The sequence below is a fragment of the Pseudooceanicola sp. NS-SX8 genome, from assembly GCF_057380755.1.
Genome location: NZ_CM170819.1, coordinates 271,657 through 287,316 on the forward strand (window position 1 = coordinate 271,657; position 15,660 = coordinate 287,316).

The following is a 15,660-nucleotide window of genomic DNA, read 5'->3' on the forward strand; positions in this document are numbered from 1 at the left end:
GAAACGACAAAGGCCGGTCCCCCCAGGGTCCGGCCTTTGTGCGTTTTACGGCGACTGAGAAAATAACCGCAGAAACGAAAGAGCAGCCCGAAGGCTGCTCAGACGATATTCCAAGATTTGGTCCGTGTCATCAGGCTGCGGCAGTCTGCTGCACCGGCGCGCCGGTGAACAGCTGCTGGCCGACGCGAACCTCGACCTTGCCGTTCGGAAGTGCGCGCACGAAAGTGCCCTGGACGGAAACGCAGGTACCGAGAGTAATGGTCTTCAGCATGGTTCGTATCCCCTTCCCCTATGCGATTTACTGAGCAACTTTATAACCCACCTGTTGTTAACAAAGCAGCTAAAAATTACTCAGACGTTACGGAATTGTCGTGAATTCTGCGCATTTTTCTGCCGCGCCGCGGAAAGTTCGCCGCAACGCAGCAGAATTGCTTGTCAAATCCAACAAGTCGTCGCCGAAAAAGCGTGCGGAGTCTGGGAAAATGTACAAGCAGTAGGCATATTTTCCGACGGGCCAAGTAACTGAAACGATACGGTTCCGTGCGCTTCAGTCCGGCTCCTGGCAGGTGATTCGGTCAGATCCAGTCCCGCAGTATCGGGATCAGCGGAACGTCCGCCGCGGGCATTTCGTAGTTCCGAAGTTCGTTGGCGCGCGCCCAGGCAAGGGTCTGGCCCTCACGCGGCTGCGGGGTGCCCTCCCAGCGGCGGCAGGCGAAGAGTGGCATCAACAGGTGGAAATCGTCGTAGGCGTGGCTGGCGAAGGTCAGGGGCGCGAGGCAGGAGGACCAGGTGTCAATGCCCAGCTCCTCTTTCAGCTCCCTGATCAGGGCCTCTTCGGGGCTTTCACCCGCTTCGACCTTGCCCCCGGGAAATTCCCAGAGGCCGGCCATGGACTTTCCCTCTGGGCGTTGTGCCAGAAGAACGCGACCGTCGACATCAATCAGGGCGACGGCGGAAACGAGGATCATCTTCCGGGTCATCAGCTGCGGTAATCCGCGTTGATGGAGATGTAGCCATGGGTCAGATCGCAGGTCCAGACGGTGGCGGTCCCGCCGCCCAGTCCCAGATCGACGGAGATCTCGATCTCCTGCCGTTTCATGATCGCGGCGCCCTGCTCCTCCTTGTAGTCGGGGGAGACCCAGCCATTTTCCGCGACGAGGATGTCGCCGAAACGGATCGATAGCAGATCGCGGTCAGCTGCGGCGCCGGACTTGCCGATGGCCATGACGACGCGGCCCCAGTTCGGGTCCTCCCCGGCAATTGCGGTCTTGATCAGGGGGGAGTTGGCGATCGCCATCGCGTGGACCTTGGCATCCGCGTCGGAGGCGGCGCCGCTCACGTGAATCTGCACGAACTTGGTTGCGCCTTCGCCGTCCTTCACCACCTGGTGGGCGAGGTCCAGCATGACGGTACGCAGCGCGTCGATGAACGCGGTGCTTTCGGCCGTCACTTCGACACCGGAGGCGCCGGTTGCGCCCATCAGCAGCGTATCAGAGGTGGAGGTGTCGCTGTCCACCGTGATGCAGTTGAAGGTGACATCGGTGAGCGTCGACAGCATGTCCTGAAGGACGGAGCGTTCGATCTTCGCATCGGTGAAGATGTAGACCAGCATGGTCGCCATGTCGGGGGCGATCATGCCGGAGCCCTTGGCGATCCCGGCGATCTTCACTTGGCCGCCGGGCAGGGAAACCGTGGTGGTGGATCCCTTGGGGAAGGTATCCGTGGTCATGATGGCCTGGGCGGCCTCTTCGATCTTGCCGGCATCCAGGGCCGCTTGCAGATCAGACAGTTTGCTCGTGACCCGCTCATGCGGGAGCGGTTCGCCGATCACGCCGGTGGAGGAGGTGAAGACCCGGGTCTCGTCGATCCCGAGGACCTCCGCCGCGGCGGAGGTCACGGCCTTGGTGGCCGTGACGCCGTTCTTGCCCGTAAAGGCATTCGCGTTGCCGGAGTTCACGACGATCGCGACGGGACCCTGCCCGTCGAGGCCGATCTTCTCCTGGCAGTCGAGCACAGGCGCGGAGCGGGTCTTGGACCGGGTGAAGACACCCGCAACCGAAGTTCCGGCATCCATCAGGGCAAGCATCACGTCCCGTCGGCCCTTGTACCTCACGCCGGCTTCCACCGTTGCAAAGCGCACCCCGTCGATGACGGGCAATGCGGGGAAGGCGGCCGGAGCCAGGGGAGAGGTCGGATACTTGCCCGCCATGCGGTGTTACTCCTGCATTTCCATGAAGAGCGGCATGAGCGCCTGGTTGGAAAGGTCCAGGCTGCCGAGGTCTGCAACCGAGGAATCCGAGTTTGCGGAGAGTTCGTCAAGATAGGTTGCAGCGAGAGACTGCTGCAGTTCGGCGACGATGTCATCCTTGACGCTGGCAAGCTCGGGCTTGCGCTGACGCGTGTCCATCAGCTTGATCACGTGCCAGCCGAACTGGGTCTGGACCGGATCGGAGATGGAGCCGGGCTCCATGCCTTCGAGGGCCGCGCTGAATTCGGGCACCATCTTGTCCGGGGTGAACCAGTCGAGGTCGCCGCCGTTGGACCCCGAAGGACCGGTCGACTTGTCGCGAGCCAGCTGGGCAAAGTCGGCGCCGCCGTCCAGCTCCTTGATGATTTCCTTGGCTTCGTCCTCGGTCTTCACGAGGATATGAGCCGCGTGATACTCGACCGGGCCCGAGGCATCATCGGGATACTTTTCGTCGTAGGTCTTCTGGATCAGGTCATCGGTGATTTGCGCATCGAGGTGCTGCAGCATCGCGTCGGTTGCGACCAGTTTGCGCTTGGTGTTGTCCAGAACATAGGCAGTGGCGGCGGGGGTGTCGCCGGAGAACTGCTGGCTCAGTTCTTCCTGTTGCACCAGCTGCTGCAGCAGGGGGGCTGCGATCTGGGTCAGCGGCATCTGGTTATAAGGCGCCGGTGCTTCCATGTAGGCTGCGACGACGTGGCCGAAGGTGATCTCGGTGTCCCCGACCTTTGCCAGAACGGTGTCGAGCGCCAGCGGGCCTTCGACGGGCAGTGCGTCGGCAGCAGGTGCGGTGCTCTCTGCGGTGGCAGGTGCCGTTGCGGCAGCGTCCTGTGCCAGCAGTTGTGCGGGGACGGTGAGCGCTAGCAGGGCAGCACAGGTGAGTCGGTGCAACATGGATTTACCTCCGGTTTCCCGCGCGGGGCGCGGCGTTGACACTCAGGGGCCTGCCCACTACATCGCCTTATGGCAAAGGGCTTGGCGGCCTCTTCCGGGCTTACTTACGGGCCATGAAGATGACGCACAACAGGGCCCCTCCACACGATGGCGTCAGGAAGCGGAAAATAGATCATGCTGGGAATGGGAACACTCGCCAAGAAGGTCTTCGGCACACCGAATGACCGCAAGGTGAAGGCGACGCGCCCGCTGGTCGCGAAGATCAACGCGCTGGAAGAACAGTTCACGCCCCTCTCCGACGAGGAGCTGCGCGCGAAGACCGAGGAATTCAAGACGCGGATCGCCGGTGGCGAGAGCCTTGACGACCTGCTGCCGGAAGCCTTCGCAAACTGCCGGGAAGGCGCACGCCGCGCGATCGGCCTGCGTGCCTTCGACGTGCAGCTGATGGGCGGGATCTTCCTGCACCAGGGTAACATTGCCGAAATGAAGACGGGGGAGGGCAAGACCCTCGTGGCGACTTTCCCGGCCTACCTGAATGCGCTCACCGGCAAGGGTGTGCACGTGGTGACCGTGAACGACTACCTCGCGAAACGTGACGCGGAGTGGATGTCCAAGGTTTACGGTTTCCTCGGTCTCACCACCGGCGTGGTTCATCCCGGGCAGGCGGATGCCGACAAGCGTGCCGCCTACCAGTGCGACATCACCTATGCCACGAACAACGAGCTGGGTTTCGACTATCTGCGCGACAACATGAAGTCCGACCTGAAGGACCTCTACCAGCGTGAACATAACTACGCGATCGTCGACGAAGTCGACTCGATCCTGATCGACGAGGCGCGGACGCCCCTGATCATCTCCGGCCCTGCGCAGGACCGCAGCGACCTCTACACGGCCATCGACGCGCTGATCCCTTCCCTGTCGGAGGAAGACTACACCACCGACGAAAAACAGCGTTCTGTCACCTTCTCCGAAGAGGGTAACGAAAAGCTGGAAACCCTGCTGCACGAGGCAGGCCTGCTGGAAGAGGGCGCAACGCTCTACGATCCGGAATCGACCTCGATCGTGCATCACGTGAACCAGGCCCTTCGCGCGCACAAGCTGTTCCAGAAGGATCAGCACTACATCGTGCGCAACGGCGATGTCGTCCTGATTGATGAATTCACCGGCCGCATGATGCCCGGCCGCCGCCTGTCCGAGGGCCTCCATCAGGCCATCGAGGCCAAGGAAAAGGTCGAAATCCAGCCCGAGAACGTGACGCTGGCGCAGGTGACCTTCCAGAACTACTTCCGCCTCTACAACAAGCTGGGCGGGATGACCGGTACCGCGATGACCGAGGCGGAGGAATTCGCCGAGATCTACGGGCTTGGCGTGGTGGAGGTTCCCACCAACCGGCCGATCGCGCGGATCGACAATGACGATGCGATCTACAAGACCCAGCAGGAAAAGTATCAGGCCATCATCGGCGAGATCCAGAAGGCCCACGAAAAGGGGCAGCCGGTCCTCGTCGGGACGACTTCCATCGAAAAGTCCGAACTGCTGAGCCAGCTGCTGACCCAGGCCGGGCTGGAACACAACGTTCTGAACGCCCGCCATCACGAGCAGGAAGCGCAGATCGTGGCAGAGGCCGGCAAGCTGGGCGCGATCACGATCGCGACGAACATGGCCGGCCGCGGCACCGACATCAAGCTGGGCGGCAACGTCGAGATCAAGGTGATGGAAGCGCTGGCCGCCAACCCCGAAGCGAACCCGGATGAGGTGCGCGAGCGCATCGAGGCCGAGCATGCGGCGGATGAGCAGAAGGTGAAAGACGCAGGCGGCCTCTACGTGCTGGCCACGGAACGCCACGAAAGCCGCCGCATCGACAACCAGCTGCGCGGTCGTTCCGGCCGTCAGGGTGACCCGGGCAAGTCCAGCTTCTTCCTGTCCCTCGAAGACGACCTGATGCGGATCTTCGGCTCCGACCGTCTGGAAAAGGTCCTGTCCGGGCTCGGCATGAAGGAAGGCGAGGCGATCATCCACCCCTGGGTGAACAAGTCGCTGGAACGTGCCCAGGCCAAGGTCGAAGGCCGCAACTTCGACATGCGCAAGAACGTGCTGAAGTTCGACGATGTGATGAACGACCAGCGGAAGCTGATCTTCGGCCAGCGCCGCGAGATCATGGAAGCGCAGGACCTGTCGGAAATCGTCCAGGACATGCGTTACGAGGTGATCGAGGACCTGGTGACCCAGTACATGCCGCCGAAGACCTACGCGGACCAGTGGGATACCGAGGGCCTGAAAGCGGCCTGCCTCGAAAAGCTCGGCATCGACGTGCCTGTCGATGAATGGGCCGCGGAAGAGGGCGTCGACGATGAGCAGATCATCGAGCGTCTTGAGCAGGCCTCCGATGAAGCCATGGCCAAGAAGGCCGCGGACTTCGGGCCGGAGAACATGCGGATGATCGAAAAGCAGATCCTGCTGCAGACCATCGATGGCAAGTGGCGCGAACACCTGCTGCGGATGGAGCACCTTCGCTCTGTCATCGGTTTCCGTGGCTATGCGCAGCGTGACCCGCTCAACGAGTACAAGAACGAGGCCTTTGCCCTGTTCGAAAGCCTGCTCGACAGCCTGCGCGAGGATACGACCGCGACCCTGTCCCGTGTCCGCCCTATGACGGAAGAGGAACGCCAGGCTCAGATGATGGCCCTGCAGCAGCAGATGGCAGCGCAGCAGGCGCAGGTTGATGCGGCGGTCCAGCAGGCGGAGGCAAAGGCCTCCGGTGAGGAAACGGGCGTCAATCCGGAAGGCGAAGGGTATGTCCCCGGCTTTGACGAGGCTGATCCCACGACTTGGGGCAATCCCGGCCGCAACTCTCTCTGCCCCTGCGGTTCCGGCAAGAAGTTCAAGCACTGCCACGGCGAGATTTCCTGACCGTAGCTGAAATGAATGGTGGGGGCGGTGCCTTTGGGCGCCGCCCCTTTTCTATCGCGGCGCCAGATTGAGTCCGCACAGGGGTCACAAGACTGCCCGAATCCTGCAGCATGTTCACGACGTTGTCGGAGAACGCCCATGCAGATTGCCAAAGCTACCCTGATCAAGTCCCTCGCGGTTGCGGGTGTCGGTCTCCTCGGTGTCGGCGGAAGCGGTTACCTGATGCAGACCCGTGGCAATCAAGGCGTCACGGCGCAGCCGCAGGTGGCGCAGGCGCCCGTGATCGCACAGGCCGCGCCGGTTTCCAGCCCGACCCCGGTGAACGATGACGCCCTGGCGCTGACGCAGATCGAGCGGACATCCTCGCCGGTGTCGGTTCCCGAAGCAGAGCCCGGCTCTGCCTCCCAGCCCGCAGTGATTCCCGCCCAGGCCGAGGCGCCCGATGAAAGCCCGGCCGATGGCGAAGCCGCTGCAGGCGACTGCCCGCTGACCCTCACGGCGGAGGCTGCGGCGGCCGCCATGGTCACGCTGACGCTCAACGCGCCTTGCTACGCGGATGAGCGGGTGGCGTTTCATCATGAGGGGATGGTCTTCACCGAACTGACCGATGATGCTGGCCAGGTTTCCCTCGCCGTGCCCGCGCTGGCGGAATTCGCGATTTTCGTGGCGGTCTTTCAGGATGGGGAAGGCGCGAGCGCGGATGTCGATGTCTCCTCCCTCAGCTTTTACGACCGGTCGGTGCTGCAGTGGCAGGGAGACGAAGGGCTGGAGCTGCACGCGCTGGAATACGGCGCGGGCTATGACGATGACGGCCATGTCTGGGCCGGCGCCCCGCGGGACTACACCATGGCTGCGAAGGGTGAGGGTGGTTTCCTGACGGTTCTGGGCAATCCGGACCTGCCCCAGGCGAGGGTGGCCCAGGTGTATTCCTTCCCCTATGGCATCGCGAAGAAGCCGGGAACCGTCGACCTGTCCATCGAGGCGCAGGTAACCGAAGCGAACTGCGGCAAGGAAATCTCGGCTCAGGTGATCAATGTGACCGAGGGGCAATTCGGGACCTTCCACGATCTGGATGTCACGATGCCGGCATGCGATGCGACGGGTGACTTTCTGCTGTTGAAAAACCTTCTGGATGACCTGAAAATCGCCGCGAAATAACCTCCGGCAACCTGGGGTCCTCCATGCCATTGCTTCGTGCGGCGATCTTCGCCGCACTTTTCCTTTTCAACGCGACCGGCGCCGCCCTCGCGCAGGATGTCACGCTGACATCGCGCGATGGCAATGTGGAGCTTTCGGGCAACCTCCTGGGCTTTGACGGCGAATTCTATCGCCTTCAGACTGAATTCGGGGTGCTGACCCTGGATGGATCCGGCGTGCTTTGCGCGGGGCCCGGGTGTCCCGACCTGACCGACTTCGTGGCGAGAATCACCATTTCCGGCGCCGAAACCGTGGGGGAGATCCTCATGCCGGCCCTGGTCGAGGGATTCGCCCTGCGCGCCGGCTATTCCGTCGACCGGCGGCAGGATCGGGCTGGTGAAGTGCTCTACACCCTTACTGAACGGGACAGTGGCCGGATCGCGGGGGAGTTCACGATCCACAGCCAGAACACCGAACGCGGGTTTGAAGAGCTGATCGAGGATGGTGCGGACCTGGTCATGGCGCTGCGGGAGATCCGTCCCGAGGAGCTTGCCGCCGCGCGGGAGGCCGGGTTGGGGGACCTGACCCAGAAGGGCCGCGCCCGGGTGCTGGCGCTGGATGCCCTGGTGCCCATCGTTGCGCCCGGAAATCCGGTGCAGTCCATCACCACGTCAGAGTTGGCCGAAGTCTTTGCCGGCAAGATCGACAACTGGCAGGATCTTGGTGGGCCGGATGCTCCGATCGTCCCGCATCTGCGGCGGCTGGAGTCGGGCCTGGGGCAGGTGGTGCAAGATCGCCTGCTCAAGCCGATCGACGCGGCGCTGGCCGACACCGCAGTGCAGCATGACACGGATGAAGACCTGCTGCGCGCCGTTCTGGCCGACCCCTTCGCCATTGGCCTTTCTTCTGCGTCCGAAGTCGGTTCCGCCGCGGGGCTGGCGCTTTCGGGATCCTGCGGTTTCACCCTGCAGGCGACGCGCCGCAATGCGAAGACCGAGGACTATCCGATGACCGCGCCGGTCTTCCTCTATCAGCCGGCGGTTCGCTTGCCGAAGCTGGCGCGCGAATTCCTGGCTTACACGCGTGATCCGCAAGCCCAGTATGTCATCCGGCGTGCCGGTTTCGTCGACCAGTTGCCGGAGGAGATCTCCATCGACGACCAGGGAGACCGTTTTGCCAACGCCATCGCGCAGTCCGGCGCAGAGGTGCCGCTGGAAGAGCTCAAACGGTTGGTCGACACGCTGCGCGGGATGAAGCGAATGACGACGTCGTTCCGATTCCGTGCCGGATCCAGTGAGCTGGATGCGCAGTCCCTGTCGAACGTCCGGTTGCTGGCCCAGTCCCTTGAAAGCGGGCAGCTGGATGGGCGTCAGGTTCTGTTGGTTGGCTTTTCCGATGGGGAGGGCAGTGCCGACGCCAACCTGAAGATCTCGGCGCGGCGGGCGGACACGGTGCGTCGGGCGGTTCTGGCTGCGGCTGAAACCGCAGATCTGTCCAGGGTCGACCTTTCGACCGACGCCTTTGGTGAAGCGATGCCGATGGCCTGCGACGACAGTGACTGGGGTCGGCAGGTCAATCGCCGCGTCGAAGTCTGGCTGCGGTAGCCTTCATTTTCGGAAACCATTTTCCATATCGTGGAAACCTCGGAGAAAATCATCGCCCGAGGCCGTAAAACAGCTATCTTGACGCCAAATTTCCCAAGAGGTGCATGATGACTGACTACGTGAGCCGCGCCGGCCTGTCCGTGGCAACGGAACTGGCTGATCTGGTCGAAGAAAAGGTTCTGCCGGGGCTTCCGGTGACTGCCGATACTTTCTGGTCCGGTTACGCGCGTCTTCTGGGGGATCTGGTGCCGCAGAACCTCAAGCTCCTCGAGACACGGGAGGCGCTGCAGGGGCAGATCGACGACTGGCTGGAGGCGCGCAAGGGGCACCCCTGGGACGCGGCGGCCTACAGGGCTTTCCTCGAAGAGATCGGCTACCTGCGGCCCGAGGGGCCCGATTTCACGATCGGCACCGAGAATGTCGATGCCGAGATCGCAAGGCTTGCCGGCCCGCAGCTTGTCGTGCCGGTTATGAACGCACGTTTTGCCCTGAATGCGGCGAATGCACGTTGGGGATCGCTCTATGATGCCCTCTACGGGACCGACGCGATGCCGGGCCAGGCGCAGGGGCCGGGCTATGATCCCGAACGTGGCGCCCAGGCAGTTGCCTGGGCGGCGGAGTTCCTGGACAACGCCGTGCCCCTCAAGAGCGTGTCGCACGTGGATGTCACCAGGTATCGCCGTGCAGGTGGTGAGCTGGTCGCCGAAACGGCAACGGGTGTTCATGGTTTCAAGGATCCGGGCGTCTTCGTGGGCTACCAGGAAGAAGACGGTATCGCGACCTACATGCTGCGCCACAATGGGCTGCACATCGGCCTGATCATCGACCCGTCCCATCCCGTCGGCCAGTCGAGCCCGGCCGGCCTGCGTGACGTGCTGTTGGAATCAGCGCTGACCGCGATCCAGGACTGCGAAGACAGCGTCGCCGCGGTCGATGCCGAGGACAAGACCCTGGCCTATGCAAACTGGCTGGGCCTCATGAAGGGGGACCTCTCCGAGAGCTTCACCAAGGGTGGCAAGGAGATGACGCGCACGCTCGCCGCCGACATGGCGCTGCTGTCGCCCGAGGGAGAGCCCTTCGCGCTGCAGGGGCGAGCCCTGCTGCTGGTCCGCAATGTGGGCCATCTGATGACCACCGATGCGGTGCTCTACGATGGCGAAGAGACGCCCGAAGGCATGCTGGACGCGATGGTGACCGTGGCCTGCGCGATGCATGACCTGAAGAAGACCTCCGGGCCGCGCAATTCCCGTGTCGGGTCCGTCTACGTGGTGAAGCCCAAGATGCACGGCCCGGACGAAGTGGCCTTTGCCGACAGGCTCTATGCCGAGGTGGAGGCCATCCTGGGCCTGCCAAAGAACACCGTGAAACTGGGTGTCATGGACGAAGAGAGACGCACTTCGGTGAACCTGAAGGAGTGCATCCGGGCGGTGAAGGATCGGCTGGTCTTCATCAACACCGGCTTCCTCGACCGTACGGGAGACGAGATCCACACCTCGATGCGGGCCGGGGCCTTCGTGCCCAAGGCGGAGATGGCAGGAGCGGGCTGGCTGAAGGCCTACGAGGACGGCAACGTCGATACCGGCCTTGCGGTCGGCATGCAGGGCAAGGGGCAGATCGGCAAGGGCATGTGGGCCAAGCCCGACAAGATGGCGGAGATGCTCAAGGCAAAGATCGGCCATCCGATGGCGGGCGCAAATACCGCCTGGGTTCCCTCACCCACGGCCGCAACCTTGCATGCCATGCACTACCACCAGGTCGATGTCTTCGCCCGTCAGGAAGAGATCAGGGGCCGCGCGGCCGCGTCTCTCGATGCGCTGCTGACGCCGCCGCTCCTGTCCGGGCGCAATCTGAGCGCGGAGGAGATTGCGCGCGAGGTCGACAACAACTGCCAGGGCATCCTTGGGTATGTCGTGCGCTGGATCGATCAGGGCGTCGGTTGCTCGAAGGTTCCGGATATCCATGACGTCGGGCTGATGGAGGATCGCGCGACCTTGCGGATCTCGTCGCAGTACCTTGCGAACTGGTTGCTGCACGGTCTGATCAGTGAGGATCAGGTTGAGGAAAGTCTGCGCCGGATGGCCGTGAAGGTGGATGCGCAGAACGCGGGGGATCCGGCCTACACGCCCATGGCACCGGGGTTTGACGGCGTGGCCTTCGCGGCTGCGCGGGACTTGATCTTCACCGGCGTCGCCCAGCCCTCTGGCTATACCGAGCCAGTGCTGCACGCGCGGCGTCGGCAAGCGAAGGAGGCCCGCTCATGATCAGTGTGGCAAGACTCGATCTCTCGGACGCGCGCGTGATGCTGGAGGCGGCCAAGACCAAGGCGGTGGAGATCGGCGTGCCGATGTGCATCGCCATCACGGACGAAGGTGGCAACCTGCTGGCGTTCGAGAGGATGGAGGGCGGCAAGGTCAGCTCCGTCACCATCGCGATCGACAAGAGCTTCACCGCTTCGGCTGCGAAGAAGGCGACGCATGACTACGGAACGGCGGCCCAGCCAGGGGCACCGGCTTTCGGCATCGGGTCTGCGATTGGTGGACGGTTGATGATCGTCGGTGGAGGCCTGCCCGCATTCGTGGGCGGGGATTGCGTCGGCGGGATCGGGGTCAGTTCCGGGACACCGGCACAGGACATGGAGGTCGCCCAGGCAGGTCTGGATGCCTTCCTGGCTTCTGTCTGATCCGGGTCAGAGCAGCCCTTCGGAACGGAAGCTGAGTTCGCGTGAGCGACCGATGATGATGTGATCGTGCAGCACCAGGCCAAGCGCCTGGCCAGCCCTTTCGATCTGCCTTGTCATGTCTATGTCCGCTTCCGATGGGGTCGGATCGCCGGAAGGATGGTTGTGGACGAGGATAAGCGCGCTGGCATTGTGATGCAGCGCGCGCTTCATGACCTCCCTGGGGTAGACGGGGACATGATCGACGGTGCCCTTGCCCTGCTCCTCGTCCGCGATGACGACGTTCTTGCGGTCGAGGTACAGCACCCGGAACTGTTCCGTCTCCATATGCGCCATGGTGGTGTGGCAGTAGTCGATCAGGGCGTTCCAGGAACTGACAACCTGTCGTCTGAGAATCTTTGCCCGGGCGAGCCGTTGTGCTGCGGCTTCGATGATCTTCAGTTCGCAAACGATGGCCTCACCGACCTCGTGCAGCTCCAGCAGGTGATCGGGCGGGGCGGTCAGAACGCCATTGAAATCGCCGAACCTGTCCAGAAGGCGCCGCGCAATGGGCTTCATGTCCTGGCGGGTATTTGCACGAAACAGGACCAGTTCCAGCATTTCGTAGTCCGGTAGCGCGCTCGCGCCGCCCGACATGAAACGCTCTCGCAGGCGTTTTCGATGGTCTGATATGTAGGATGGCAGGCGCCCGCCGCGCGGCAGGGGCTGCGGCGTGGCCTCTTCCGCGTCGAAGAGGGACGGATGGGAATCCTCGAATGCGGGGCGCTTTGTCATGGGAGGAGCATGACGGGCGATTGGTTAGTGATAGGTTAACGCGCCTGCCCCGGCACGGAAAAGGGCAGCGAAATCGCTGCCCTCTTCAATCTGTCGGAAAGCGCGCGGGGGCGCCTGGTCACCCCTTCATGGAGTCCCAGAAATTCTTCACAGACTTGAAGAAGCCTTCGCTCTCGGGGTTGTTTTCCTCCGACAGCTCTTCGAATTCCCGCAGCAGTTCCTTCTGGCGCCCGGTCAGGTTGACCGGCGTTTCCACGGCCAGTTCGATGAACATGTCACCATGGCTGCCCCCCCTGAGGGCGGGCATGCCCTTGCCGCGCAGGCGCATCTGACGTCCGGATTGCGACCCCTCGGGGATCTTCACGCGGGATCGCCCACCGTCGATCGTCGGCACCTCAATATCTCCCCCGAGCGCCGCCTTGGCGACAGAAACGGGGACGCGACAGAACAGGTTGCTGCCCTCGCGTTCGAAGATCGGGTGCTTTGCGACGTCGATGAAGATGTAGAGGTCACCGGCAGGGCCACCCCTGAGGCCCGCTTCGCCTTCGCCGCCCAGGCGGATCCGCGTGCCGGTTTCAACACCCGCCGGGATGTTCACCGAAAGCTGGCGGTCGCGTTCAACCCGGCCCTGGCCACCACAGTTGCGGCAGGGGTTCTTGATGATCTGGCCAAGGCCGCCACAGGTCGGGCAGGTACGCTCGACCGTGAAGAAGCCCTGCTGTGCGCGGACCTTGCCCATGCCGGAACAGGTGGGGCAGGTGGTCGGTTCCGCACCGCCCTCGGCCCCGGTGCCGTGGCAGACGTCACATTGCACCGAGGTGGGGACCTTGATGGTCTTCTGCAGGCCGCCATAGGCCTCTTCCAGGGTGACGCGCAGGTTGTAGCGCAGGTCGGCGCCACGGGTGGCCCGCTGTCGCCCGCCGGGCTGACGCCCACCCATGAAGTCGCCGAAGAGATCGTCGAACACATCGGAGAAGGCAGAGGCGAAATCGGCCTGACCGGCGCCGCCCCGTGCGCCACCGCCACCCATGCCGCCTTCGAAGGCTGCATGGCCGTAGCGGTCATAGGCCGCCTTCTTGTCGTCGTCCTTGAGGCAATCGTATGCCTCGTTCACTTCCTTGAACTGGTCTTCGGCCTGCGGGTTGTCCGCGTTGCGGTCGGGGTGGAGCTCCTTGGCCTTCTTGCGATAGGCCTTCTTGATCTCGTCCGCCGATGCGCCCTTTTGAAGGCCGAGCACCTCGTAATAGTCACGTTTTGCCACGGTCGGTTTTCCCTTGCCTCAGGAACGTTGAAGGCCGGCCCGCCCGAAGGGAGGACCGGCCCCAGAGGTTCCTCAGCGTGGGCTGTTCACATCAGCCACGCTTGTTGTCGTCCAGATCCTCGAAATCGGCATCGACGATGTTGTCGTCGTCGGAGGAGCTACCGGCGTCGTCAGCGGCAGCCGGCTCGTCGGAGCCTTCTTCCTGCTGCGACTTGTAGATCGCTTCGCCAAGCCGCATTGCAGCTTCGGTCACGTTCTGGATGCCGCTGCGGATCTTCTCGGCGTTGTCGCTGTCCATCTCGTCCTTCAGGGCGGCGATTGCCAGCTCGATGGCTTCGATGGTCGAGGGATCGACCTTGTCGCCGTGCTCTTCCATCGACTTCTCGGTCGAATGGATGAGGCTTTCGGCCTGGTTCTTGGCTTCCACCAGATCCTTGCGGGCCTTGTCGGCTTCGGCGTTTTCCTCGGCGTCCTTGACCATCTGTTCGATGTCGGAGTCGGACAGACCGCCGGAGGCCTGGATCGTGATCTTCTGTTCCTTGTTGGTGCCCTTGTCCTTGGCACCCACGGACACGATGCCGTTGGCGTCGATGTCGAAGGTCACTTCGATCTGCGGCAGGCCGCGCGGTGCCGGCGGGATGTCTTCGAGGTTGAACTGACCGAGCATCTTGTTGTCGGCAGCCATCTCGCGTTCACCCTGGAACACGCGGATCGTCACGGCGTTCTGGTTGTCCTCGGCGGTCGAGAAGACCTGGGACTTCTTGGTCGGGATCGTCGTGTTGCGATCGATCAGGCGGGTGAAGACACCACCCAGCGTTTCGATACCCAGCGACAGCGGGGTCACGTCCAGCAGGACCACATCTTTCACGTCACCCTGCAGAACACCGGCCTGGATGGCGGCGCCCATGGCGACCACTTCGTCCGGGTTGACGCCCTTGTGGGGTTCCTTGCCGAAGAACTTGGTCACTTCCTCGACCACGCGGGGCATACGGGTCATACCGCCGACGAGCACGACTTCGTCGATGTCGGAGGTGGACAGACCTGCGTCTTTCAGTGCGGCCTGACAGGGCTTCAGGGAACCCTTGATCAGGTCGGAAACTAGGCTTTCCAGTTTCGCGCGCGTCAGCTTCATGACCATGTGCAGCGGCTGGCCGTTGGAGCCCATGGAGATGAACGGCTGGTTGATCTCGGTCGACTGGCTCGACGACAGTTCGATCTTGGCCTTCTCTGCGGCTTCCTTCAGGCGCTGAAGGGCCATCTTGTCGCTGCGCAGGTCGACGTTGTTCTCTTTCTTGAACTCTTCCGCCAGGTAATTGACGATCTTCATGTCGAAGTCTTCACCACCCAGGTGGGTGTCACCGTTGGTGGACTTCACCTCGAACAGGCCGTCGTCGATTTCCAGGATGGTCACGTCGAAGGTACCGCCGCCAAGGTCATAGACCGCGATGGTGTGGCTTTCTTCCTTGTCGAGGCCATAGGCGAGGGCAGCCGCGGTCGGTTCGTTGATGATCCGCAGCACTTCCAGCCCGGCGATCTTGCCGGCGTCCTTGGTGGCCTGACGCTGTGCGTCGTTGAAGTAGGCAGGAACGGTGATGACCGCCTGCGTCACTTCCTCGCCGAGGTAGCTCTCGGCGGTTTCCTTCATCTTGCCGAGGATGAAGGCAGAAATCTGGGAGGGCGAGTACTTCTCGCCGCGTGCTTCCACCCATGCGTCGCCATTGCCGCCGTTGACGATGGCATACGGCAGGTTCGACTTGTCGGCGGACAGCGCGGGGTCGTCTGCACGACGGCCGATCAGGCGCTTCACACCGAACACGGTGTTGGTGGAGTTGGTGACGGCCTGGCGCTTGGCGCTCTGACCGACGAGCCGCTCTTCTTCGGTGAAGGCGACGATCGAAGGCGTGGTACGTGCGCCTTCTGAGTTTTCGATGACCTTCGGCTGCGAACCATCCATGATGGCGACGCAGGAGTTGGTGGTGCCGAGGTCGATCCCGATCACTTTACCCATTTTGCAATCCCTTCTACTTAAGGCGATGGTCTGGAGTGCCGACCCATTACGGCATCGGCTTTCCGAGACCCGGTCCGGCGGGGGTTTCGCCCCGCCCGCCGGGCTTCGAAGGGTATATAAGGAGGGGGTTTCGGCCCTGCAAGCCGCTCA

At 63.0% G+C, this 15,660-nt stretch carries 12 protein-coding genes; 5 read left to right on the top strand and 7 right to left on the bottom strand.

From position 1 onward, the window contains the following. Nucleotides 1-130: 130 nt before the first annotated feature. From AC2IR1_RS01155 to AC2IR1_RS01170, 4 genes are all read right to left on the bottom strand, one after another. Complete coding sequence (locus tag AC2IR1_RS01155) at nt 131-271, bottom strand: hypothetical protein (RefSeq protein WP_486474453.1); 141 nt, start codon at nt 269-271, stop codon at nt 131-133. Nucleotides 272-575: 304 nt separating this feature from the next. Next, entirely contained in the window at nt 576-980 is a 405-nt protein-coding gene (mutT, locus tag AC2IR1_RS01160; protein ID WP_486474454.1) for an 8-oxo-dGTP diphosphatase MutT, read from the bottom strand. Then, nucleotides 980-2,209 (bottom strand): bifunctional glutamate N-acetyltransferase/amino-acid acetyltransferase ArgJ, encoded by a 1,230-nt coding sequence (gene argJ, locus AC2IR1_RS01165; RefSeq protein ID WP_486474455.1) that lies wholly within the window; start codon nt 2,207-2,209, stop codon nt 980-982. Before argJ ends, mutT begins: the two co-directional genes overlap by 1 nt. 6 nt (nt 2,210-2,215) lie before the next feature. Next, nucleotides 2,216-3,139 carry a peptidylprolyl isomerase gene (locus tag AC2IR1_RS01170; protein ID WP_486474456.1) on the bottom strand — a complete coding sequence of 308 codons (924 nt, stop codon included), beginning with the start codon at nt 3,137-3,139 and terminating at the stop codon, nt 2,216-2,218. A 174-nt stretch (nt 3,140-3,313) separates the two neighbouring features. Here AC2IR1_RS01170 and secA point away from each other — a divergent pair, with 174 nt between their 5' ends. The 5 genes from secA (at nt 3,314) to AC2IR1_RS01195 (ending at nt 11,470) form a co-directional block, all read left to right on the top strand. Beyond that, nucleotides 3,314-6,049: a preprotein translocase subunit SecA gene (gene secA, locus AC2IR1_RS01175; protein WP_486474457.1), complete on the top strand. Its 2,736-nt coding sequence runs from the start codon at nt 3,314-3,316 to the stop codon at nt 6,047-6,049. A gap of 138 nt (nt 6,050-6,187) precedes the next feature. Further along, nucleotides 6,188-7,207 carry a translocase gene (locus tag AC2IR1_RS01180; RefSeq protein WP_486474458.1) on the top strand — a complete coding sequence of 340 codons (1,020 nt, stop codon included), beginning with the start codon at nt 6,188-6,190 and terminating at the stop codon, nt 7,205-7,207. A gap of 23 nt (nt 7,208-7,230) precedes the next feature. After that, nucleotides 7,231-8,790: a phosphate ABC transporter substrate-binding/OmpA family protein gene (locus tag AC2IR1_RS01185; protein WP_486474459.1), complete on the top strand. Its 1,560-nt coding sequence runs from the start codon at nt 7,231-7,233 to the stop codon at nt 8,788-8,790. 107 nt (nt 8,791-8,897) lie between these two features. Continuing rightward, nucleotides 8,898-11,051: a malate synthase G gene (locus AC2IR1_RS01190; RefSeq protein WP_486474460.1), complete on the top strand. Its 2,154-nt coding sequence runs from the start codon at nt 8,898-8,900 to the stop codon at nt 11,049-11,051. Further along, a complete protein-coding gene (locus AC2IR1_RS01195; protein WP_486474461.1) occupies nt 11,048-11,470 on the top strand; it encodes a GlcG/HbpS family heme-binding protein in 423 nt (140 codons plus the stop codon). Before AC2IR1_RS01190 ends, AC2IR1_RS01195 begins: the two co-directional genes overlap by 4 nt. Nucleotides 11,471-11,476: 6 nt before the next feature. Here AC2IR1_RS01195 and radC read toward each other — a convergent pair whose 3' ends face one another. From radC to dnaK, 3 genes are all read right to left on the bottom strand, one after another. Beyond that, the gene (gene radC, locus AC2IR1_RS01200) at nt 11,477-12,241 is read right to left on the bottom strand and encodes a RadC family protein (protein ID WP_486474462.1); all 765 of its coding nucleotides are present in this window, start codon (nt 12,239-12,241) and stop codon (nt 11,477-11,479) included. Between the two features lie 118 nt (nt 12,242-12,359). After that, the gene (dnaJ, locus tag AC2IR1_RS01205; RefSeq protein WP_486474463.1) at nt 12,360-13,502 is read right to left on the bottom strand and encodes a molecular chaperone DnaJ; all 1,143 of its coding nucleotides are present in this window, start codon (nt 13,500-13,502) and stop codon (nt 12,360-12,362) included. 91 nt (nt 13,503-13,593) lie between these two features. Further along, complete coding sequence (gene dnaK, locus AC2IR1_RS01210; RefSeq protein ID WP_486474464.1) at nt 13,594-15,510, bottom strand: molecular chaperone DnaK; 1,917 nt, start codon at nt 15,508-15,510, stop codon at nt 13,594-13,596. Nucleotides 15,511-15,660 lie beyond the last annotated feature (150 nt).